This window comes from Streptomyces sp. NPDC041968, from assembly GCF_055589025.1.
This window is the reverse complement of record NZ_JBVJCB010000014.1, coordinates 144,590-164,875: the sequence shown is the minus strand read 5'-3', so window position 1 is coordinate 164,875 and position 20,286 is coordinate 144,590. Positions and strand designations below refer to the sequence as shown.

18 protein-coding genes and 3 pseudogenes are annotated in these 20,286 nt (G+C 69.7%); 9 read left to right on the top strand and 12 right to left on the bottom strand.

The window, feature by feature from the left end; genetic code table 11:
* Positions 1-139: 139 nt before the first annotated feature.
* Positions 140-337, bottom strand: coding sequence for a hypothetical protein (locus tag ACZ6EG_RS29760; protein ID WP_391971477.1), 198 nt, complete (start codon positions 335-337; stop codon positions 140-142).
* 478 nt (positions 338-815) lie between these two features.
* On the bottom strand, positions 816-1,646 hold the full coding sequence (locus ACZ6EG_RS29755; protein WP_469609107.1) for an alpha/beta fold hydrolase: 831 nt from the start codon (positions 1,644-1,646) through the stop codon (positions 816-818).
* 267 nt (positions 1,647-1,913) lie between these two features.
* Here ACZ6EG_RS29755 and ACZ6EG_RS29750 point away from each other — a divergent pair, with 267 nt between their 5' ends.
* On the top strand, positions 1,914-2,903 hold the full coding sequence (locus ACZ6EG_RS29750; protein WP_469609105.1) for an alpha/beta hydrolase: 990 nt from the start codon (positions 1,914-1,916) through the stop codon (positions 2,901-2,903).
* Between the two features lie 161 nt (positions 2,904-3,064).
* Here ACZ6EG_RS29750 and ACZ6EG_RS29745 read toward each other — a convergent pair whose 3' ends face one another.
* From ACZ6EG_RS29745 to ACZ6EG_RS29735, 3 genes are all read right to left on the bottom strand, one after another.
* Positions 3,065-3,457: a DUF6355 family natural product biosynthesis protein gene (locus ACZ6EG_RS29745; RefSeq protein ID WP_391971480.1), complete on the bottom strand. Its 393-nt coding sequence runs from the start codon at positions 3,455-3,457 to the stop codon at positions 3,065-3,067.
* Between the two features lie 243 nt (positions 3,458-3,700).
* The gene (gene bla, locus ACZ6EG_RS29740) at positions 3,701-4,687 is read right to left on the bottom strand and encodes a class A beta-lactamase (RefSeq protein WP_469609102.1); all 987 of its coding nucleotides are present in this window, start codon (positions 4,685-4,687) and stop codon (positions 3,701-3,703) included.
* Between the two features lie 137 nt (positions 4,688-4,824).
* On the bottom strand, positions 4,825-5,589 hold the full coding sequence (locus tag ACZ6EG_RS29735; RefSeq protein WP_469609171.1) for a GNAT family N-acetyltransferase: 765 nt from the start codon (positions 5,587-5,589) through the stop codon (positions 4,825-4,827).
* A gap of 732 nt (positions 5,590-6,321) precedes the next feature.
* Between ACZ6EG_RS29735 and ACZ6EG_RS29730 the strand changes: the two genes are divergently transcribed.
* The 3 genes from ACZ6EG_RS29730 to ACZ6EG_RS29720 all read left to right on the top strand — a co-directional run bounded on the left by ACZ6EG_RS29730 (position 6,322) and on the right by ACZ6EG_RS29720 (position 9,115).
* Positions 6,322-6,906, top strand: coding sequence for a TetR/AcrR family transcriptional regulator (locus ACZ6EG_RS29730; RefSeq protein ID WP_391971482.1), 585 nt, complete (start codon positions 6,322-6,324; stop codon positions 6,904-6,906).
* 78 nt (positions 6,907-6,984) lie between these two features.
* The gene (locus ACZ6EG_RS29725; protein ID WP_469609099.1) at positions 6,985-8,331 is read left to right on the top strand and encodes an MFS transporter; all 1,347 of its coding nucleotides are present in this window, start codon (positions 6,985-6,987) and stop codon (positions 8,329-8,331) included.
* A gap of 25 nt (positions 8,332-8,356) precedes the next feature.
* On the top strand, positions 8,357-9,115 hold the full coding sequence (locus ACZ6EG_RS29720; protein ID WP_469609097.1) for an SDR family NAD(P)-dependent oxidoreductase: 759 nt from the start codon (positions 8,357-8,359) through the stop codon (positions 9,113-9,115).
* 265 nt (positions 9,116-9,380) lie between these two features.
* On the opposite strand, the gene ACZ6EG_RS29715 is transcribed toward ACZ6EG_RS29720, so the two are convergent.
* Positions 9,381-10,037, bottom strand: a complete 657-nt coding sequence (locus ACZ6EG_RS29715; RefSeq protein ID WP_391971485.1) for a class I SAM-dependent methyltransferase — start codon at positions 10,035-10,037, stop codon at positions 9,381-9,383.
* A 268-nt stretch (positions 10,038-10,305) separates the two neighbouring features.
* Here ACZ6EG_RS29715 and ACZ6EG_RS29710 point away from each other — a divergent pair, with 268 nt between their 5' ends.
* Positions 10,306-13,176, top strand: coding sequence for an eCIS core domain-containing protein (locus tag ACZ6EG_RS29710; RefSeq protein WP_469609093.1), 2,871 nt, complete (start codon positions 10,306-10,308; stop codon positions 13,174-13,176).
* A gap of 129 nt (positions 13,177-13,305) precedes the next feature.
* Here the strand turns inward: ACZ6EG_RS29710 and ACZ6EG_RS29705 are convergent.
* Positions 13,306-13,371 (bottom strand): annotated as a pseudogene (locus ACZ6EG_RS29705) (MerR family DNA-binding transcriptional regulator); the annotation flags it as partial.
* A 199-nt stretch (positions 13,372-13,570) separates the two neighbouring features.
* Here ACZ6EG_RS29705 and ACZ6EG_RS29700 point away from each other — a divergent pair.
* Positions 13,571-13,936 carry a hypothetical protein gene (locus ACZ6EG_RS29700; protein ID WP_391971487.1) on the top strand — a complete coding sequence of 122 codons (366 nt, stop codon included), beginning with the start codon at positions 13,571-13,573 and terminating at the stop codon, positions 13,934-13,936.
* Between the two features lie 39 nt (positions 13,937-13,975).
* On the opposite strand, the pseudogene ACZ6EG_RS29695 reads toward ACZ6EG_RS29700, so the two are convergent.
* Both ACZ6EG_RS29695 and ACZ6EG_RS29690 read right to left on the bottom strand, forming a co-directional pair.
* Positions 13,976-14,194, bottom strand: a pseudogene (locus ACZ6EG_RS29695) (response regulator transcription factor); the annotation flags it as partial.
* 321 nt (positions 14,195-14,515) lie between these two features.
* Positions 14,516-14,770, bottom strand: a complete 255-nt coding sequence (locus ACZ6EG_RS29690) for an EF-hand domain-containing protein (RefSeq protein WP_356610433.1) — start codon at positions 14,768-14,770, stop codon at positions 14,516-14,518.
* 326 nt (positions 14,771-15,096) lie between these two features.
* Here ACZ6EG_RS29690 and ACZ6EG_RS29685 point away from each other — a divergent pair, with 326 nt between their 5' ends.
* Positions 15,097-15,408 carry an NIPSNAP family protein gene (locus ACZ6EG_RS29685; RefSeq protein ID WP_356610432.1) on the top strand — a complete coding sequence of 104 codons (312 nt, stop codon included), beginning with the start codon at positions 15,097-15,099 and terminating at the stop codon, positions 15,406-15,408.
* Between the two features lie 188 nt (positions 15,409-15,596).
* Here ACZ6EG_RS29685 and ACZ6EG_RS29680 read toward each other — a convergent pair whose 3' ends face one another.
* Positions 15,597-16,205: an ABATE domain-containing protein gene (locus tag ACZ6EG_RS29680; protein WP_391971488.1), complete on the bottom strand. Its 609-nt coding sequence runs from the start codon at positions 16,203-16,205 to the stop codon at positions 15,597-15,599.
* 92 nt (positions 16,206-16,297) lie between these two features.
* Between ACZ6EG_RS29680 and ACZ6EG_RS29675 the strand changes: the two genes are divergently transcribed.
* Together ACZ6EG_RS29675 and ACZ6EG_RS29670 are read left to right on the top strand one after the other, a co-directional pair.
* The gene (locus ACZ6EG_RS29675; protein ID WP_391971489.1) at positions 16,298-17,089 is read left to right on the top strand and encodes an MBL fold metallo-hydrolase; all 792 of its coding nucleotides are present in this window, start codon (positions 16,298-16,300) and stop codon (positions 17,087-17,089) included.
* A gap of 89 nt (positions 17,090-17,178) precedes the next feature.
* Positions 17,179-17,523 carry an SRPBCC family protein gene (locus ACZ6EG_RS29670; protein WP_469609088.1) on the top strand — a complete coding sequence of 115 codons (345 nt, stop codon included), beginning with the start codon at positions 17,179-17,181 and terminating at the stop codon, positions 17,521-17,523.
* 95 nt (positions 17,524-17,618) lie between these two features.
* Here the strand turns inward: ACZ6EG_RS29670 and ACZ6EG_RS29665 are convergent.
* Positions 17,619-19,091 (bottom strand): annotated as a pseudogene (locus tag ACZ6EG_RS29665) (alpha-amylase family glycosyl hydrolase); the annotation flags it as partial.
* 752 nt (positions 19,092-19,843) lie between these two features.
* Positions 19,844-20,269, bottom strand: coding sequence for a tautomerase family protein (locus ACZ6EG_RS29660; RefSeq protein WP_391971492.1), 426 nt, complete (start codon positions 20,267-20,269; stop codon positions 19,844-19,846).
* Positions 20,270-20,286 lie beyond the last annotated feature (17 nt).

Sequence of the window (20,286 nt, the reverse complement as noted above, 5' to 3'; positions counted from 1 at the left end):
ACGGTGCGTCCTGTCGTCGCAGTGTGGCCAGCAGGGCGGCCGGCACGGGATGCCCGGGTGCCGCGGCAGACTTCTCTGCCCTGTCGGTGACCTCCGTCATTCCGTCGTCGCGGATCCTGATGAGGCCGGCGAGTAGCAGTTAGGCGGCTGCGGCCTTGTCCACGTGGGACGGTCTGCGGGCCGTGGCCACCGCGTGGTAGGGGTCGATGCCCACCGTGTCCAGCCCCGCTGCCGCCGACCGATCCGCCCGGTCCCGGACCCACCACAGCACTCCGAGCACGGGAAACGCCGCGCAGACCGACGCCAGCGCGACCAGGAACATGTCCATCTGGCTCAAGACCGCACCCTCCCCCTCTCCGGAAGCCCGTCAGTTTCCTTCCCTTCTCTGAAGGCGCACATCCACGGGGAACGGCTGCGGACACGAGTGACCTCCGCCCCCGGGGTGTCGGGAGCCCGCTCGATGACGGTCGCGGTTCAGGAACATGCACAGCGGACCATCGTCTCGGCCCTGCGCCATCTGGTTCTGAACGTGAGAGCCGACAGCACTTGTCGCTCAGGCCGGGGGGACGCTCAGGCCGGGGGGACGCCGGTCTTCGCCGAAGAGCGGCGTCTTTGAGCTTGGCAACGCCCGGGGGTTTGCGGCGAGGGGTAGGTGTGGAGGTCGGCCCCCAGAGCGATGCGGCGCTGAAGGATCACGTCGATCGCCGCGTAGCGCCACACCGGCACCCAGGAGGTGTTCGCCCGCATCGCCACCTCTGCGACCGCGGCCTGCCGAAAGCCCCGGAACGAAGAAGTGACCGGGAGCGCGTCCCGCTCTATTCGTTGACGAACGCGAGGAGGTCGGGGTTCAGGACCTCGGGGTGCGTGGTCAGCATTCCGTGCGGGTAACCGTCGTAGCTCTTCAACCTGCCGTTGCGCAGCAGCTTCACCGACAGCGGTGCCGAGTCGTCGTACGGGACGATCTGGTCGTCGGTGCCGTGCGCCACCAGGACGGGTACGTCGATCTGCTTCAGGTCCTCGGTGAAGTCCGTCTCGGAGAATGCCTTGATGCAGAGGTAGTGAGCGTTGGCCGCGCCGCGCATGCCCTGCCGCCACCAGTTGTCGATCACGCCCTGTGACACCTCGGCGCCGGGACGGTTGAAGCCGTAGAACGGTCCGGCCGGCACGTCGATGTAGAACTGGGCGCGGTTGGCCGCGAGCGAGGCCCGGAAACCGTCGAAGACCTCGATGGGGAGGCCGCCGGGGTTGGCCTCGGACTTGACCATGATGGGCGGCACGGCGCCGACGAGCACGGCCTTCGCCACCCTGCCCGGCTTGGCCCGTGCCACGTACCGCGCGACTTCGCCACCTCCGGTGGAGTGGCCGATGTGGACGGCTTCGTGCAGGTCGAGCGCGTCGGTCATCGCCGCTACGTCGGCCGCGTAGGTGTCCATCTCGTGGCCGGACGCGCTCTGACTGGAACGCCCGTGGCCGCGCCGGTCGTGCGCGATGACGCGGTAGCCGTGCCCCAGGAAGTAGAGCATCTGGTTGTCCCAGTCGTCGCCGCTCAGGGGCCAGCCGTGATGGAACACGATCGGCTGGGCGTCGCGTGGTCCCCAATCCTTGTAGAAGAGGTCGGTGCCGTCCTGTGTAGTGACCGTTCCCACGGCGTTCCTCCGCTCAGATCTGTCGATGCGGTGCGGTGTCCGTGTGGCGATGTCCACGCGGTGAGGCGGCCGCCGGAACCGGAGTGGCGCTGTTGACGCGCGGTCGGTCGCGGCCCCAGGAATCCAATTTACTGGTATGTCCCACTTTCTTCACTTCGTTCGATCGGGTGACCAGAGGAGTCACTCGCCTGGACCTTCCCGGCTGTGCGCCTGACCGGCCCGGGCGCAATGTCGACGGCGAGCAACCCCCTCCACACGGAAGTGAACATGAAGCGAATAGCGCAGCACCCCCGCGTCGGGCGCACCCTCCCCCTCGCGCTGGCCGTTCCCGCGACCGTCCTCCTCGCGGCCATGCCCACCGCGGCCTCCGAGAGCGGCGGTCAGACCGGGTCCCACGCGAGCACCAAGCCGACGGTCGTGCTCGTGCACGGAGCCTGGGCGGACGCCTCCGGCTGGGACGAGATCTCCGAGAGCTTGCAGTCCCAGGGCTATCCGGTCGTCGCCACGGCCAATCCTCTGCGAAGCCTGTCGGGCGACGCCGCCTACCTCTCGGCCCGGCTCCAGTCGATCAAAGGACCCATCGTCCTGGTGGGCCACTCCTACGGCGGCGCCGTGATCACCAACGCCGCGGCCGGGAACCCGAACATCACCTCGCTCGTCTACGTCGCGGGCTTCGCGCCGGACAGGGGTGAGACCACGCTGGAACTGGCGGCCAAACACCCCGGCAGCCGCCTCACGGACGACCCCGAGGCTCCCGTGCCCACCGCCCTGGACGCAGTCCCCCTCGGCGACGGGCCGACGGACGTGGACCTGTACATCAAGCCCGACAAGTTCAGCGACGTGTTCCTGAGTGACCGGCTCGACCCGAGCGAGGCCGACGTCCTGGCCGCAGCCCAGCGCCCTGCGGCGGTCGTCACCGGATCGGAGCCGACCGAGGCGGCGGCCTGGAAGTCGATCCCCTCCTGGTACCTGGTGCCCACGGACGACCGCACCATCGGCACCGAGAACCTGCGCTTCATGGCCGAGCGCGCCAACTCCACCACCGTCGAGGTCGACGCGCCGCACGCAGTCATGGAGACCAACCCCGGTGACGTCACCCGGCTGATTCTGCGGGCGGCCGAAGGCACCCGACCCAGCCTCGCCAGCACCGGCACCTCCGCCCCGGCGCTCTCCGCCATGGCGGGGGTCGCGGTGCTCGCCGTCGCGGGCGGCACGACCCTCGTCCTGCGCGCACGACGCCCCGTCCGCGCGTCCTGAGACCTTCCTCAGTGGCGTCGCCCCGACCCTGATCTTCGTTCAGGGCATGTGGACGCTGCTGTCGGCGCCGAGTACTCGGGCGCACTCCCGCAAGTCGAGCAACGTCACCGACACTCGCGCGGGCCGCGGTGCGGACGGCCCGTTCAACCCGCGGCCACGGCTCAGTGGGCCGTGTGCCCCGTACGTGACCCGAGAGCGCAGCCCGCTCCCCCGATGTAGTACGCGTTGAGATAGTTCGGACCGGCGCCGGGGAGTTGCGTGGCGCCGGGGCCGACGCAGAGGTGGTAGTCGTTCGTGCTGCCACCGCCCCTGACGTCGACGTGGACCAGCACCGTCGTCTCCCCACAGTGGCGGTAGCCGGCGAACTGGGACTCGCGGACGCTGTACCGGAAGAATCCGCACGGGGCGAGGGAGCCGGCAACCGCCTGACGCACTTCTGGACCGCGCACGGACTCGGCGTGGGCCGGGCCCGGAAGCGCCACCGCGGCCAGCGCGGTGAGGGCGCCGGACGCTGCCGCCAGAACGGCACGGCGAGGACGGAGGGAAAGCTTCACGAACACTCCTTGAGGTGAGCCATGACGATGGACGACCAGCTGATCGGCTCTGTCTGACACCACGACACCTCTAGCGCGTCGCACTGGTGCAGCGATCGTAACTTCACGCGTCGTCCCTGTTACCGTGTGTCACGGTATCGAGTGACGAAGAGGCATCAAGCGGAGAGACTGGAGCGGCGTCAGGTGTTGTCCGTGGCGGCTTCGGGTGTGCGTGCCTGTCGCCCTGCGCAGGCCGACGGCTGGTCAGACTCTGCCGAGGGCCGTAGCCAGCGCGGTGGCGGTGGATGCGATCACCTTGTCGTCGTGTGCGGTGTTGTCGTGGCCGCGGTTGGTGTACACCGACAGAATGAGCGGCGCGTCCGATCCGGGTGGCCAGACGATTGCCAGGTCGCTGGCGGTGCCGTAGTTGCTCGCGCCACCGGTGCCGGTCTTGTTTCCGACCGTCCAGTCCTTCGGCAGCCCCGCCTTGATCCGGTCGGCGCCGGTGACGCTGGCCTTCAGCCAGCCGACCAACCGCGCCCGGTCACCGGCCTGAAGGGTGTCACCGGTGGTGAGTTCGGTGAAGGTCCGTGCGGCCGCTGCGGGGGTGGTGGTGTCCCTGCTTTCGCCGGGCCCCCACTCGGTCAGCCACGGTTCCGGGCGGTCCAGGCGGCTCGACCGGTCGCCGACGGCGCGGAAGAAGGCGGTCAACCCGCGCGGCCCGCCGATCTGCTCCAAGAGCAGGTTGCCCGCGAACCCGTCGGACTTGGTGATCCCGGCGCGGCACAGCTGCGCGGGTGTCATTCCGGTGTCGGTGTACTCGGTGGTCTCCGGGGAGTTCGCGGTCAGCCCGGCCATGTCGGCGGGCTTCCAACGCACCACCCGCTCCATCAGCCCCGGGGCGCTGGTGCGTGCCTCGTCCAGCACCGCGGCGCACGCGAACACCTTGAACGAGGAGTTGAACGGGAAGCGTTCGTCGGCGCGGTACGCGACCCTCCGGCCGTCCCCCAGGTCGACACCCACCGCACCGATCCGCCCGTCGTAGGCCTTCTCGAGTGCTCTCAGCTTCTGGGACAGACCGGAAGCGGAGGAGGCGCTGCCCTGCACCCGGGTGGCACCTCCCGAGGCCTTCGCCCCATCGACGGCGTGCGTGTCGTCGGTGAGCGCACCTACCGCACAGGCGAGGCCACCCAGCAGCACCAACGCGGTCAACGTGGCGAGTGATAAGCGCAGTCGGAGATGTCGCGTCATACCGGAAAGACAACCAAGGAGCACTCAGCGATGTCCAGTATCGCTGGAACGCCGATCCCCCCAGCCCGGGTTGTCAACGAGTGGTTGTGACCCGCACCTTCAGGAAGGGCGGCGGAGGGGCACTGAGGTGCGGCGGTTCACGGGTTGATGGCGTGTTCCGTGAACTGGCCGCAGGAGCGGAACCCCAGCTGGCGGTAGACGGGCTCGCCGTCGGCTGATGCCTGCAGGACCGCGATGCGGTGGTCTCGGTCGCGGGCCGTGCGGAGGGCCGCGAGCGTGATGGCGCCGCCGTAGCCGCGTCGGCGGTGGGCGGCCAGAGTGGAGATGTTGTAGATGCCGGCGACTCCCGCGTGGTGAAACACCTCGGCGGAGCAGACCGGACGGTTCTCCACGTAGCCGACCAGGTACTGGGCCGGGCACTGTGCGGCCAGTGCCTGCGGGGTGGCCTGGGCGAAGAAGCGGCGCACGGTTTCGGCGGGCGGGTCCCAGTTCGCGGCAAGAACCATGGCGTAGTCGGCGAGCTGTCCGGGCGTGACCACCCTCTGGATGTCCAGTCCCTGGACGGCAGGCGGTGGCAGGGTGTCGTCGAGTTCGGCCCACATCGCCGTCTCGCGTTCGGAAGGCGGCAGACCGGCCGCCGTCAGGCGGATGGCGAGGTCCCCTGGTGTCGAGGCGGGCCCCACCCACCAGGAGAAGCGACGGCCGGTGCGAGCCAGTGTCCCAGCAGTCTCGGTGATACGCGCCGCAGTGTCGGCGGCGGTGAGACGGGCCGCAGCAATGATGTTGAACGTGTCGTCGTCCAGGCCGCTGTCCGCGACCAGGAGGTCACCGGCATCTGTGACGGTCGCACCGGCCATACTCCGGTGCAGGTGACAGGCATGTTCCGCCAGGTTCCGTTCCATCCTGTCCAGCAAGTCGGCTTCATTGAGGGAATCAACATTCATAGCGAGTGATCCCAGCATGCCCGGGCGAAGGTCGCATGCGAATTTGAGGCGTTCGTCGGCGGTGTCGCGCCGCCGACCGGCACGTTCATTCCCGCCCTAGTTGTATTGACCACGAGCGTTGCCAAGGCAGGCGGGGCTCGATCTTGGCGACGACCTCCGGCGTGGTGGAGCTGTCCAAGAGGTCCTAACGAAGTCGTTGGACGTGGCGGTGGGTGATCAGGCAGGTGGCGAGGCCGAGGAAGGCTTCATGGATGTCGTCGCGTAGGCGGCCGAGCGAACGGGCCGCAAGAGCTACCCACCCTGTGACGATGCGGGCCCGGGCCCCGTCCCCGCCCAAGGAGCCGCGGTGTTGCCCCTGGCCAAGCGTCGCCTTGACCGGGCCCGCGAAGATGCCGTGGCCAGGGCCGATGATCTGTCGCGTCAGACAGTTGTGCCGAAGCCGGAGGCGACTGGTTCCTGCGGTGAGGGCCCGTAGGGCCCGTTCCTGGGAGCCGCCCGGTGAGTGCCAGCCGATGTGCCGAGGCTCCTGCCACCAAGGCGCTGGTCACCCTGCACGCGCGCTGCGCCCGAATGGCATCCCAGGCCGGACCCCGAGTCGGCAGTGCCGCGCCCACGGATCCCTCCCTCGCAGAGCCGACCACGGCACATAATTGTTGACCGACCGGTCTAGATAAGACTAGGGTCTTCGACGTGGCCAGGACCAAGGAATTCGATCCGGACGCCGCGCTGCAGTCGGCCCTCGAGCTGTTCTGGCGGCGTGGCTACGAAGCGACGTCGATGGCGGATCTCGTCGAGCACCTCGGCATCGGCCGCGCCAGCATCTACGCGACCTTCGGCAACAAGCATGAGCTGTACCTGAAGGCCATGGACCGGTACACCGAGACGCGCGACCCGCTCCTCCTGGCCGAGCTGTCCCAGCCGGGCCCCGCACTGCCCGCGGTGCGGGCGATGGTGCGCCGCGCCGCCATGGAAGCCGCCTCCCCGCAAGGGCGGTTGAACGGCTGTTTCGTCACCAATACCGCGGCCGAACTGGCACCCCACGACCCTGCGGCGGCCCGCCGGGTCGAGATCAGCTGGGAGCACGTCGAGACCCCGCTGCACTCCGCGCTCGTACGGGCCCAGGCCCAGGGCGAGCTTCCCGGGGACCGCGATCCGCGCGCGCTGGCCCGCATGCTGCTCGTCCTGCTGCAGGGCGTACGCGTCGTCGGCAAGGCGTCGAACGATCCCGCCCGGGTGCGGGACGCGGTCGAACAGGCGCTGGCCCTGCTGGACTGACCCGCGCTCAGCGCAGTCACCGGGTCCACTTCCGCGTACCCAAATAATGAACCGATCGGTCAAATATCGGGGGGAAGCATGACCGCCACGGGCACCGACCGCGTCACCGCCATGCAGCACCGACGCGCATTCGTCCTCCTCGGCAGCATCCAGACCACGCTGATCTTCACGCTCGCCGCGATCGCCGTACCGCTGCCCCGCATCGCTCGCGAACTCGGCCTTGAGCGCGCCGACCTGATCCTGCTCAGCGCCGCCTACGGACTGACCTTCGCCGGGCTGCTGCTCCTCGGCGGACGGCTCGCCGACCGCTACGGCGGGCGGCGTGCCCTCACCGCGGGCCTCGTCCTCTTCGCCGCCGCCTCGGCGGCCGCCCCGCTCGCCCCCGGCTTCGCACTCCTGCTCGCGGCGCGCTTCGCACAGGGCGCGGGCGCGGCCCTCGCCGCGCCGGCCGCCCTGGCCGTGCTGCGCGCCGTCTCCCCCTCCCCCACCGCGTACGGCAGGGCGATGGCCACCTGGGGCGGGTTGTCCGTGCTCGGCGCGACTGCCGGCAACCTGCTCTCCGGCGTCATCTCGGCGCTGCTGTCGTGGCGTTGGACCTTCGCGGTACCGCTCGCGGTGGCGATCGCAGCCCTCGCCCTCACGCCCCGGCTGCTGCCGGGTACCGCGCCGGACCGGGGTAGGGCCCTCGACCTGCCGGGCGCCCTGCTCGCCACCGCCGGAATCGCTCTGACCAGTTACGGGCTCGTCATCACCGACTCCCGCCCCTGGTCGTCGGCCGGCGTGCTCGCGCCGCTGCTCGGCGGGATCGCGCTGCTGGCCTCGTTCTGGCACACCGAGCGCCGGGCCCGCGACCCCCTGCTGCCGCCCCGTTTCCTGCTCGACCGGCGGCGTGCCCTCGCCCTTGCGGCCATCGCGCTGAGTGCCTGCGGAACCGCGATGACCTTCGTGGTGCTCTCGCTTCACCTGCAACAGGCCCGCGACTGGTCACCGCTGCAGACCTCGGCCGCCTTCGTGCCGTTCGCCGTCGCACTGATCGCCTCGGGCCGCGCGGCAGGACCGCTCATCAGCCGGTACGGGGCCGGAGCCGTCACGACCGCCGGGCTGGGCACGGGCGCGGCCGGGCTCGCCCTCCTCGCCTGCACCGGGCTCGACGCGCACCTCTGGTACGCGTACGGACTGCTGCCGGGCCTGGTGCTGCTGCCGGCCGGCGCCGCGTCCGCCTTCGCGGGAGCCGCCGTGCTCGCCACCGAAGGCGTACCGCGGCAGCAGACCGGCCTGGCGGGTGGCGTGCTGAACACCGCGATGGAACTCGGTCCGACCGCCCTCTTCGCCGGCCTGCTCACGCTCGGCGGCGACACCTCGTCCCTGGCCGCGGCGGGGGCCGCCCTCGCCTTACTGGCCCTCCTGAACCACCGCACCACGTAGTCCACCACTCAAGGGAGTCATCAGAATGAACCGCTTCACCGGTAAGACGGTCCTCGTCACCGGCGCGGGCTCCGGCCTCGGCCGCGCCATCGCGCTCGCCTTCGCCGCCGAGGGCGCGTCCGTGGTCACCGCGGGACGCACCGCGGCCTCCCTGGACGAGACGGTCGGTCTCATCGAGTCCACCGGCGGCAAGGCCACCGCCGTCACCGCCGATGTCACCGACTCCGACCGGCTCCAGAACCTCGTACGCGAGAGCGTCGACCGCTTCGGCGGACTGGACATCGCGGTCAACAACGCCGGGATACTCCGCGCCACCGTACCCGTCGGCGAGGTGAGCGAGGAGGACTGGGACATGGTGCTGCGGACCAACGTCACCGGCGTCTGGCTGGCCATGAAGCACGAGATCGCCCACATGAAGGAGAACGGCGGCGGCGCCATCGTCAACGTCTCCTCCAACCTCGGCGCACACCTGCGGATCCCGAACGCCGCCGCGTACATCACCTCGAAGGCGGCGGTCTCCGCGCTGACCCGTGCCGCCGCTCTCGACCACATCCACCAGGGCATCCGCATCAACGCGGTCAGCCCCGGCGCCTCCGCCGCTCCCATGTCGCTGCGGCCCGGCGAGACCGAGGCCGACCGGGCGGAGCGGGTGAAGACAGAAAACCCGCTCGGCCGGGTCGCGGAGGCCGACGAAGTGGCGGCCGCGGTGCTCTACCTCGCCTCACCCGCGGCCGGCGCGGTCGTCGGCACCGACCTGGTCATCGACAGCGGAGCGTCCGCCTGACGGCTCGTAGGCCGGGGTGCCGACTCCCACAGGCCGGGAGTGACGGGGCGGACGAGCTGAACGGGCGGGACACGGCGGGGTGAGCGGCACGTGTCAGATCGCGCGGGGTGAAGTGGGCGCCGCCGAGTTCCTGGTAGGGCAGGCACCCCGCCACCTACGCCCCCCGCCCGCCTGACCCGGACCAGCGACGGCTGGGACCTGTGGCTGCCCGGTGCGGAACCTGTCGGAGGACAGGTTCGACGGACCGCCTGTTTGGCCTCTGGGCTCAGTGCTGGCGCCACACCAGCGTGTAGCGCCAGAACAGCCGGCGGCGCAGTCGTGCACCGGGCAGTACGTGCCGGGCTTCACGGTCGATATCGGCGAAGCCCATGGTCGCCGGCCGAACTGGCGCCGTCATCGAAGCCGGCGGCAATGCCGTGCGGCCCTTGTTCTTGATCCAGCCCGTGGCGGCGTTCAGGGGAAGGGCGGCAGCGTTGAGCAGATGATCGCCAGGGGTCTGCGCGTGCCAGAGCCCGACGACCACCAACGTCCCTCCCGGGGCCAGGTGCCGCCGGAAATGGGCGAGGGCGTCGGTGAACGGCAGATGGTGAAGGGCCGCGACGCACGTGATGACGTCGTAGGAGGCGGCAGGGACACCGGTGAGCGCGTCCGCGGTGGTGAAGGTCACCGGAGCGTCCGGAGGGGTCATCCGTTGGGCACGGGCGACGCTTGCCGCATCGGAGTCGATCGCGTCCACGGCCGCTGCGCGCGTGGCCATGAGCCGGGCCAGGTCGCCGGTGCCGGAGCCGACGTCCAGAGCCGTGCGGAACCTCCTGGGGAGCTGCCGCATGATCCACCGGTGGTAGTGGGCGTTGTGGTCCCAGGGGTGGGCGGCGTTGAACCGGTCGAGGGCATGGAGGAAACGGTGCGGCAGCGTCGTCATGTCTTGAGTCCATCAGGATCGTCTCCTCGTCGGTGGGCCCCGGCATCAAGGATGCTCGCGGCAGTCGTTCGCGGTGAGCGCGAGCCCGGTCACCGGAGCCACCCGGGCGCGTACCGACCGGACGGTGCCGGCCACGGCGCTCGGCACCTCCGGGGTTCATGAGGGCAACGGTCTTTGCCCGGGATCGTGCACGGCGGACCCTGGTGCCGCCGCGGCACGGGCGCAAGGGTGAAGGAAACCTGACCCCACACACGCGGAGGCGAACCAGATGCGGTCGCGGTCGGAGCAGTCGGACGGGGAAACGCTCGGCGCTCGGCAGAAGGCCTCCACCCCGGCCCCCGCACCCCGTCCGCTCACCTCCGCGGAAGTGACCTCGCTCCAGCGCCTGGCGGATCCCGGCGTCGTCGCCCGTGACGCCGGGCCGGACCAGCATGTCCACGGCTCCGGCTGCGGTCACGACGGTGCCGAGGGCGTCGACCCCACCACCCAGAGCGCGCTGCTGGCGTCCGCCATCTCCTCGCCGAGCCGGCCGCTGCCCGGTGCGCTGCGCGCCGAGGCGGACTCCTTCTACGGCAACGACTTCTCCAGCGCCCGTATCCACGACAACCACGTGGCGCAGCGCGCGACCGAGGCTCTGGGCGCACAGGCGATGACGGTGGGGGCGCATGTCTTCCTGGGGCCGGGCATGGCCGGCAACAAGGAGGTCATGGGTCACGAACTGGGCCACGTCGACAAGAACCTGAGGGGCATCCGGGAGACCGGCAACGACAACGGTGCCGGCGTCAGCGTGACCGACCCCGGGCAGGACTCCGAGCGGACGGCGGCGGCCGACGGCGCGGCGTTCGCGGCGGGCGCCCGCACGGCTCCGTCGGCCGGCGCAGCTCCCCTCGAAACCGCACCGGCGGGGGCGGTCCAGCGATCGGCCGACGGGGCCGCCCTAGCTCGGACGCGCTTGCTGCAGGGCACGGCAGGCAACAACGCCGTCGCACGCCTTCTCGGTCCGGGTACGGCTCCGGTACAGCGCGCGGGCAAGGGCGACAAGAAGAAGACTCCCCGGCAGACGGCGAAGGAGATCGACGAGGCCGTCAAGGACAAGTGGAACAAGGCCTACGGCGGCGGACGGCACGGTCAGGGCCCCGACCAGGTCCGGCGACGGTACGCGCGTTCCATGGAGGACGACGCGACCTCCCAGACCCTGTCTCACCAGGCCTTCCTGGTATACGACGCCGTCGCGGGGGCCCAGGAGGAGCAGGGCGCCCGGGACGACCGGGAGCGCGAGGTCCAGGGCATGCTGATCAACAACCGGCTGCTCTTCGCCTCGAACTACAACGAGTCGATGGATGCTCTCAAGGGCTTCACGACCAACGGCACCGAAGACGGCTACGCGAGTATGGTGGCCACGCACCAGAGCACGGCCGGCCGGGAGCGCGGGATGGCGGGACCGGACGCCCAGGAGTATTCGGACCGGGTGAACCGGGCCGACCTCAAGACTCAAGCGGTCATGGCGGGGCAGCGAGGCGGAGAGGACGACGCCACGGCCGAGGCGCTGCGCAAACGCCACGGCAGGCCCGTGGCCCTCGTGGACGTCAGCCATCCGCAGCTGCACACGCTGCTCACCAGCGAGCAGTTCGAGGGCTCGGTCTTCCTGCTCACCTTCAAGGAGGAGAAGGGGCTGCTGCACGCCGAACAGAAGCTGCTGCTGGCCCTGCGCCGGTCCGGGATCAAACCCAAGGAGGTCCGCGGCGAACACGCCATCATGGGCCGATACCGAGGCTGCCTCTGCTGCACCGCGGCTTTGATGTACTACCGGAACAAGGCCGGGTTCGGGAACCTCGACTTCGATCCGAACCCCGGCTTCTACTACTGGGAATCGCTCGAGAACCTCTACCGGCACCAGGCGCACGTCGTCAGCGACCCCGATTTCAAGGACTACATGCTGCACCTGGCGTCGCAGATGCCGGCCACGCCCGCCCTGTCGCGCATGCAGCCGCCCCAGGACGCCTACGACAACAACGGCCCGGAGAGCGTCGTGGACGCCGGGCTCGCCGCACGGCGGAACTACCGGACCCCGTCGCTCAGCGACATCGAGATGGACCACGACGAGAGTGGTCAGCCGGTCTACTCCTCCCACGACCGTAAGCAGGACATCGCGGGGACCGAGGCGGGCACCGCCCGTGTCGGCCGGGGGTCGGATCAGATCAAGTCGAGGCTGCGCGCCGATCGGATCATCACCAACCCCGAACACCGGCGGCAGATCCAGAACACCTGGCTCACCGGATCGTCGGAGGAGAAGAAGACCCTCTTCAAGTACTGGGAGGAAACGGCGAGAGCGAGCCGTCCGGAGCTTGCCGAGATCATCAGCGAGGTGGACGGCGAGCGAACCATGGAGGCCATCAAGTCCGCCATCTACCGGTACGTGAAGGACCGGACCGGCCATGAGGCCCGCGACGGCCGTGAGGCCGGAGCGCCCGTGACCCGCAGGCCGGACAAGGGCAAGTACGCCGAGAAGAAGTCGGACTCGGGCAAGAAGAAGTCGTCCAAGCCCAGCCGCAAGTCGATGAACAAGGAGTCCTCCGGCTGGGCCACGATCAAGTCGGTGATGGCGGCCGACGACGACTTCTACTCCGAGTGGCGCCGCAGGGAGAAAGGCAAGGAGAAGTCGCACATCGAGCCCAGGAGCATGCCGGACGCCCTGGCCCAGACGGTGGCCGCGCTCAGCAACGAGTACACCGTGTCGTCGATGGCGCGGATGCTGCACATGGCAGAACGGTCCCTCACCCGTCTCGTCAACACCGTGGAAGCGGCCAACGTGCCGGACGGCCGGGCATCCGGGCCGACGTACGACGAGGACGTGCCGATGTCCGGAACGGGCAGCGGGGACGCTCCGGGGGCCGGCTACTCCAGGACCCTGTCCGCCACGGGCGGTGCTTACGCGTATGCGATCGCGGACGTGGGAACGTCCACCGGAACCACCCAGTACCGCGACTTCCCGGGCTACACCCGGCAGGTCGACCGCATCGGGCAGGTGACCTACGTCGACGACGAAACCGGCTCCGTCAGCATCTGGGACGAGACCACCCAGCGCATGGTCGTGATCAGGGAACCGGTCCAGGACAGCGGCATGGACTGGAGCTACTGAAAGGGCTCCGGTCGGCGAACCGGCCGATCACGCCATCGGCCGGTCCCGTGGTGGGCTGACGCACCTGAAAAGGTTGTCGTCGCCTTGCGCCGGTCCGAGGATCACTGAGCGTCGAGGACGTACGCCGGCATAGTGCCGCAGGGTCCGGGCGGTCACGCCCGACATCCGAGCGACCTCCGCGATGGGCCAGTCCATCGCTGTCTCCCTCACGATCGCGTCACCGGGCCGGTTTCTCCGTCCCTGTTGAGGACGGTAGAAGCTGCCACAGCGGCAACCGCAAGCCCGCACCCGCACGATCTGGATGGCCGCCCGCGACTTCACCGACGGCCCACTCAGCACACCAGCACTTCCAGAACACGGCCTGTCTGATCATCGCCGCGGCTAGGGTGCGGACATGGCTGTCATGGAGGTCCGCAACGGTTCCCAAGGATGGCTCGTCATGTGGCTGGAGCCACTTGGCGAGGATCGATGGCTCAGGCCGGACGAGACGTTCCGGGTCCGATCCGACTACCACGGCGATGAGCTGGCCTTCTCCCTGACCTTCTGGGTGGATGACGACGACCGGTCGGCGGGGATCGAGAACGTCGCCGTCTGGATCGAGAAGGGTGACTGCTACGCGGAAGTCACCGACAGGGCGGGCAGTCTTGTCGAGTGCGGGCACCAGAGGCCTGAAGAGGTCAACAGACGGTGGCAGGCCGCGCTCGAAGACGCGGACAGGCGTACAGAGGAGCGGAAGGCCGGAGGGGAGGCATTCGGGTGATCGCGGCACCGCGCCGCACCTCGGGGGGGGGGAGGCTGGTCATTCTTCCGCGTCGCGGACCAGGAGAGCGATTTGCACCCGGTTCTCGACCTCCAGCTTGGCGAGCAGGTTGCCTGTGTGCGTCTTCACGGTCGCGACGCTGATGCGCAGCCGCTGGACGATCTCTGGGTTGCCCTGTCCGTCCGCGACGGCCCGAGCGGTCTCGCGTTCTCGTCCGGTCAGTGCGGACAGCTGTCTCCGTGCGGCTTCGCGGGATGAGCCGATGGGCCAAGGGGCGAGGTGAAGGTCCCGACGGCCTCGGCGACGCCCTCCGGCGCCCGGGTGACGACCGCGCACACCCCGCACTGAGCCGCTGGATCGGTGTCCTCTCCTCGATCGCGCTCGTCGGCATGGGGCAACATCGTGGTCGGGCTCGCTCCGGTGGCAGCCAGCACTGAGCGGGCGCTGCGGCTGCGCTACAACGGCTGCTCGACGGCGGAGCGGGCTGACCCGCTTCCTTACCAGGACAACCGAGCCGGATGGACGATCAAGTCCTCAGCGGCCGATCTGGCCACCGCGCTCAGCAGCCTCGAGCGCGGATCAGCTCCAGCCGAACCGGCGGTCCACCACCGCGGTGAACTCCTCGAAGGTGAGTGCCGAGTCGCCGTTCTGGTCGGCGGCGTCGAACAGAGCGGAGGACGCGTCGGCGTCCTGTACCCCCCAGGACGGGATGACGCCCATGGCGGCCAGCGACGGTCCCTTCCTGCGCAGGGCGACGATCACCTCCTCACGGGTCAGCAGCCCGTCGCCGTCCAGGTCGAGAGCCTCGAAGAGGCTGCGGGCCTTGTCACTCATCACGTGTCCCCGGTTGTGTGTGGCCGGCGGGCGAGCCATCCCGCTCAGGTGGATAGACGCAAGCCGAATGGTCCGGGTTCCCCCGCCCTCACCAGCGGCCCACCTGATCGCCCGCGGCCACGGGACCGCCTGCGAGCTGAGCTTCACGACGAAAGTAGTCGTGAGGCACGCCGTGCGCCAGGGAAGGCGGATTCGGCGCCCGGTGGAGCGGGCGTCCTTGGGGCCGCGTCCGCGTCAGCCACCTCGCCCGGTTCGGTCTCTCCCCCGCCGCGTGACCTCTTGGTCCTGCTCAAGGACTCCGAACCGTCACACGGCATCATGCAGGCATGGTCACCATTCATCTGAAGTACGAGGTCGACGTCGACAAGCTTGACGCTTTCGAAGAATACGGTCGCCGCTGGGTCCGGCTCGTCCCCCGTTTCGGCGGGACGCACCACGGCTACTTCCTGCCGAGTGAGGGTGACAGCGACATCGCCTACGCCCTCTTCTCCTTTCCCAGCCTGGCCGCCTACGAGCAGTACCGCACGGACAGCATGTCCGACCCGGAGTGCCAGGAAGCGTTCCAGCTGGCTCGTGACACCCGCTGCATCAAGCGGTACGAGCGCCGCTTCCTGCGACCGCTCGACGGCCTGTCCTAGGCGGTGTGGCCAAAGTGGATCTTGGAGCTACGGACGTTCGACGGACTCGCCGCCCACGCGGCGGCGAGTCGAAGTAACGATCTTCAGTGATCCAGCGCCCGGCTGTCGGTTGACAACCGGAAGCCGCCCGCTGAAGGCGCTTCGCGTGGCCGCCGGGCGGTCCACAGGAGGGCCCTGGGGGTGGTGCGTCAGCCCGAGGCGCCGCTGCGCCGGGCGTAGGCGCGGGCGGCGCGGGCACGGTCGCCGCAGCGTGTGGAGCACCAGTGGCGTCGGCCGTGGGTGCGCAGGAGGAACCGGTCGCAGGGGGCTGAGCCGCAGGCGGCGAGGATGTCGGCGTCGGGACCGGTGAGCAGGTCGGCGGCGTCGGCGGCGAGGGTCGCCAGTGCGTGGTTGACGGCCTGGTCGGTGGGGTGCGCCTGGATGCGGCGCAGACCTTGGGCTCCGTCCCAGGCGAGGAGGGGGGCGGTGGGCACGGCCGTGAGGGCCTCGTTCACCGCGCGCAGGGATTCCTCGGGCGGGGTGGTGGTGTCGACGCGGGCGGCGAACAGGGCGCGGATGTGCGCGCGCAGCGTGCGCATCCGCTGCGCGCACACCTCGTACAGCTGCACGTCCGGGGTGGTCAGGTCGTGGGCGGCGAGCCAGCGCATGGCGGATTCCGGGGCGGCGAGCAGGTCGTAGCTCTGGCCGGCGGGCAGGGTGGCGGCGGTGTCGGCGAAGTCCAGGGAGCGGTACCGGTCGGCACCCGGTGCCGGGGGCAGAACGGTCGGTGCCACGTCGGTGGCCAGGGCGTCGTCCATCCCCTCATGGTAGCGCTTGCGTTTTTCCGTGATGCCCGCCTAGCCTGGACTCACGTTAATCGCAGGTTTTTTTCGTGAGAAATGGAGACGTGATGTCCCAGCTCAACGCCGGCCAGTTCCCGGTCCGCACGTTCGGCGGTCCGACCGCCCTGTTCGAGTACGGCGGCCTGCGCTTCCTGACCGACCCGACCTTCGACGGCCCCGGCGACTACGCCTCGCCCGGTGGCCCGACCCTGTCCAAGACCGCCCCCTCCATCACCACACCCGCCGAGCTCGGCCCCGTCGACGTGGTCCTGCTCTCCCACGACGAGCACGCCGACAACCTCGACACCTCCGGCCGCGCACTGCTCACCGACGTCCCCCTCACCCTCACCACCCCCGGCGGCGGCGAGCGCCTCGGGGCGAAGGCCAGGGGTCTGGCCGACTGGGAGGCGATCGAGCTGGAGTGTCCGGCCGGCGGCACCATCACTGTGACCGGGGTCCCTGCCATCCACGGCCCCGGCCCGCGTGAGGAGGTCGAGCCTGTCACCGGCCAGGTCGTCGGCTTCGTCCTGACGGGGGAGGGACTGCCGACGGTCTACGTCAGCGGCGACAACGCCTCGCTCGACGCGGTCAGGGAAGTCGCCGGGCGCTTCGCCCCGATCGACACGGCCCTCCTGTTCACCGGCGCCCCCCGTTTCCCCATGGTCTTCGATGGCAACCTGATCGTCCTGGACAGTGCCCAGGCGGCCGAGGCCACCCGGATTCTTGACGCCCGCCGTGTCGTCCCGGTCCACCACGACAGCTGGGCCCACTTCACCGAGGGCCGCGACGAGCTGGAGGCAGCCTTCGCCTCCGCGGGCCTGACCGATCGCCTGGACCAGGACTGGGCGCAGCGCGCCTGAGCCCGGGGACCGCAGCTCAGGAACCGAGACCTCGTGCCAGGGTCGGGGCTCCCCACACGTCGAGCCCCGACCCTGGGATCGCCGTCTCGATGGAGGACGAGGCCGGATCCTGGGAGCTGGAACTGCCGCTGACCGAGACCGACAGCACCACCGAACTCCGGCTCGTCCACCACCTCACCTCTCCCGACCAGCTCGCCGAGACCGGACCCGGTTGGGAGTACTACCTGGACATGCTCACCGCCGCACGCAACCGCGGACCACAGCCCGACTGCCAGGACTACTGCCCTGCGCAGAAGGCCTACTTCGAGTCCCTGGCCCGACCACGGCACGGGAGCCGCCACCACGTTTCCGGAGGCCGTGCAGGAGAGCGAGGAGGCGGTACCCGTGAACGTATCGACCTGGGTACCACCTCCGGGGTCGCAGTGGGGCGATAGACAGGTCGTCCGGAGCGGCCGTTGGCCAGCCCGCCTCGGACTGCACGGCGCAATCGCCGTCGGCCCCTTGCGCCAGCCCTCCCGCTAGCTCTCCCTCACTTCAGGTACGGTCCCGTGGACCCGGTCTTCCCCTTCCCGTTCAGGACGTAGACCCGCAGGTTGCCCTTGCCGGGGGCGGTGATGGCGAGCCGTCCGTCGCTGACGGTGCGGACGTCGCCGGTCACCGCGTCGGTGTACGTGCCGTTGGGAATGCCGGTGTAGGTGGCCGCGTGGGTGACGGTGACCAGGGCGAAGCTGTCCGTGGGCCCACTGGTGTAGCGGCGTTTGAAGGCCATGTCGCCGCTGACGCCCTCGGTGGAGTACTGACCCGTCTGGAGCGCGGGGATCGCGCGGCGGATCTCGTTCAGCCGCTGCACGTGCTTGACCAGGGGCTGCTGCAAGGTGCCGGCGACCGCACCGGTGGCCGACTGCACCTTGGAGAAGTCGTTCGCCGTCACCTCACCGGCGACGTGGTCGCCGTAGTAGGCGCGACCGGTGGTCGCCAGCGGACAGGACGGACCGCAGTCGATCTTCCTGCCCTTCTGGAACTCGATCTCGGACCCGTAGTAGAGGGTGGGGATGCCGCGGAAGGTCCACATCAGCGACATGTTCTCCGCCCAGGCGTCCGTGCCGCCCGCATAGCGCTCACTGCCCTTGTTCGGGCCGTAGTCGTGACTGTCCACGTAGACGACGTTGTAGGTGGCGTCGTTGTAGCTGTCGTCGGAGTCCTTGCCGTTGTGGAAGGCGTTCGACGCGTGCCCGAAGTTCATGTGCATGCGCATGTCGATGACGTGCATGCCGGAGAAGCGGCTGTGGTCCGGGGCATGGTAGCTGTTGCCGTCCAGGAAGGCGTTGGCGGACGTGGGCTGGTTGCCGGTGCCCTGCTGCTGCTCGTACTCGTACATCTCCAGGGCCGCCTTCTCGTCGTCGGCGCTGTACTCCTTGCGCTCCTTCCAGGTGTAGAACTGCGCCGAGTGGTTGACCGAGCCGCGGTTCCACTTGTCGTTGACGAAAGCGGCCACCTCGCCGAAGACGAAGAAGTTCTTCGCGGCCTCGACGCCGTGCTGCTGGGCGACGCGCTCCTGGATCGCGGGCAGGAAACGGCGGTTCCAGGTGGTGCGCGGGATGTGCACGGCCGTGTCGACGCGGAAACCGTCGACGCCCATGTCTATGTACTTGTCGTAGGCGCCGATCAGGTAGTTCTGGACCTGGGCGTTCTCGGTGTTGAAGTCGGCGAGGTCGTCGTGCAGCCAGCAGGAGCGGGAGTCCTCGCCCTCCCAGTTGCCGATCCAGCAGTTGTGGTAGAGCGCCTTGGGGAACATCCCGGAGGTCGGGCTGGGCCACTGGCAGTTGTAGATGGTGTAGCCCTCGGGGCTCTTGGCGCCCGTGGGTCTTCCCCAGTTGACGCAGGTGTTGCCGGACGGTTCCGCGGTGGACCACAGGTCGCCGTTGTAGTAGGACTTGCCGCTCTTCGGCTCGACGGTGAGGCCGTCGTACTCGAAGCCGGGCTGCCTCTCGTCGTAGTGCCACCCGCGACGATGCCGGGGGCCTCGCGCGACCGTCTCTTCGGCCACGGACTCACGGGGATGGCTCCATGTCGACGGGCACGGGTCGGGAGCGGTTCGGGGAGCCATCACGTCGAACGGCATGCATGCGAATGGCCCGGTCGATCCCGTGCTGGGTGGGGCGGTTGGTGACCGGCGGGGTGACCTGCACGGACCACGCGCCGGTGCGCCCCCGCAAGCCCACTCCCGGCCAGGGCCGCTGCGGGTCACGGTCGACTGCATGGCAGGTACAACAGAGCAGGTGTGTGAGGGTCGTGGAGACGGAAGCGACTGCCCGAACAGAGAGGACGAGAACCTGGTCGACGGTGTCCGGTGCGAGGAATGCCGGCATTACTGGGAACTGGACGAGACCGAGCGGAGTCGGCGTGCGGCCGTGGAGGAGGGGGTCACGCGGCCGATCGGGGATCCGCGAGAGGCCGGACACGGAACCGCCGCGTAGCCCGGGGCGATCGCGGCGCCTGCCCTCGCCTTACGCCGACGATGCCTCCGGGCGCCCGTCGAGTCCATCCCGAGATCATCCCTCGGGCGCGGCGGGCACACCTCGCCCAGGTGTGCCCGTACAGCGCGCCGGGGCCCGGCTCGCCGAGGAGACCGAAGTGGTGAACACCGGCTGCCGGGACGGCCACCCGCGTTCCGCGCACGGCGGCGACAGTCCCTCCAGGCCGGACTGATCCAGCAGCCCGTACGGTCCGGCCGGCGGCATACACAGAGGGTGTTCAGTAGGGAACGGGGCGGTTCTCCTGGACCCAGAGTCGGTGGGCTTCGCTGTTGAGCGGGGGTGGGGCGAGGCCGTCGAGCATCCACAGCTCTCTTGGTGTTTCGTCGATGTGGAACTCGCAGTACAGGCCGCGGTCGGTGGTGTGCGGGGCCAGGACGCGCGCGAGGATCTCCCGGGTTCTCCTCCGGGTGTCGGGGTCTTCGGTATGGACGGCGATGTGATCAGCCATGATTCTCACGGCTGCCGCCGTGGGTTCGCCGCCGACGTAGAGGGAGTCGGCGGCGACCTCCTGGAAGACGGTGACGACGTAGAAGGCCGGCAGTTTCCCGAAGCGGGTGTAGAAACCTGTGATGTCTGCGGAGAACTGCTGCTTCTGCTGCGGCGTGTAGATGCCGGGCGGATGGTAAACGGTCCAGAGCGGCACGGGGACTCCTCCGGGTC

Coding starts and splice junctions, on each gene's coding strand:
- ACZ6EG_RS29710 (WP_469609093.1), top strand. CDS start 10,306: ATGCGGTCGCGGTCGGAGCAGTCGGACGGGGAAACGCTCGGCGCTCGG.
- ACZ6EG_RS29675 (WP_391971489.1), top strand. CDS start 16,298: ATGTCCCAGCTCAACGCCGGCCAGTTCCCGGTCCGCACGTTCGGCGGT.
- ACZ6EG_RS29700 (WP_391971487.1), top strand. CDS start 13,571: ATGGCTGTCATGGAGGTCCGCAACGGTTCCCAAGGATGGCTCGTCATG.
- ACZ6EG_RS29690 (WP_356610433.1), bottom strand. CDS start 14,770: ATGAGTGACAAGGCCCGCAGCCTCTTCGAGGCTCTCGACCTGGACGGC.
- ACZ6EG_RS29720 (WP_469609097.1), top strand. CDS start 8,357: ATGAACCGCTTCACCGGTAAGACGGTCCTCGTCACCGGCGCGGGCTCC.
- ACZ6EG_RS29715 (WP_391971485.1), bottom strand. CDS start 10,037: ATGACGACGCTGCCGCACCGTTTCCTCCATGCCCTCGACCGGTTCAAC.
- ACZ6EG_RS29750 (WP_469609105.1), top strand. CDS start 1,914: ATGAAGCGAATAGCGCAGCACCCCCGCGTCGGGCGCACCCTCCCCCTC.
- ACZ6EG_RS29725 (WP_469609099.1), top strand. CDS start 6,985: ATGACCGCCACGGGCACCGACCGCGTCACCGCCATGCAGCACCGACGC.
- ACZ6EG_RS29680 (WP_391971488.1), bottom strand. CDS start 16,205: ATGGACGACGCCCTGGCCACCGACGTGGCACCGACCGTTCTGCCCCCG.
- bla (WP_469609102.1), bottom strand. CDS start 4,687: ATGACGCGACATCTCCGACTGCGCTTATCACTCGCCACGTTGACCGCG.
- ACZ6EG_RS29685 (WP_356610432.1), top strand. CDS start 15,097: ATGGTCACCATTCATCTGAAGTACGAGGTCGACGTCGACAAGCTTGAC.
- ACZ6EG_RS29735 (WP_469609171.1), bottom strand. CDS start 5,589: ATGGAACGGAACCTGGCGGAACATGCCTGTCACCTGCACCGGAGTATG.
- ACZ6EG_RS29670 (WP_469609088.1), top strand. CDS start 17,179: ATGGAGGACGAGGCCGGATCCTGGGAGCTGGAACTGCCGCTGACCGAG.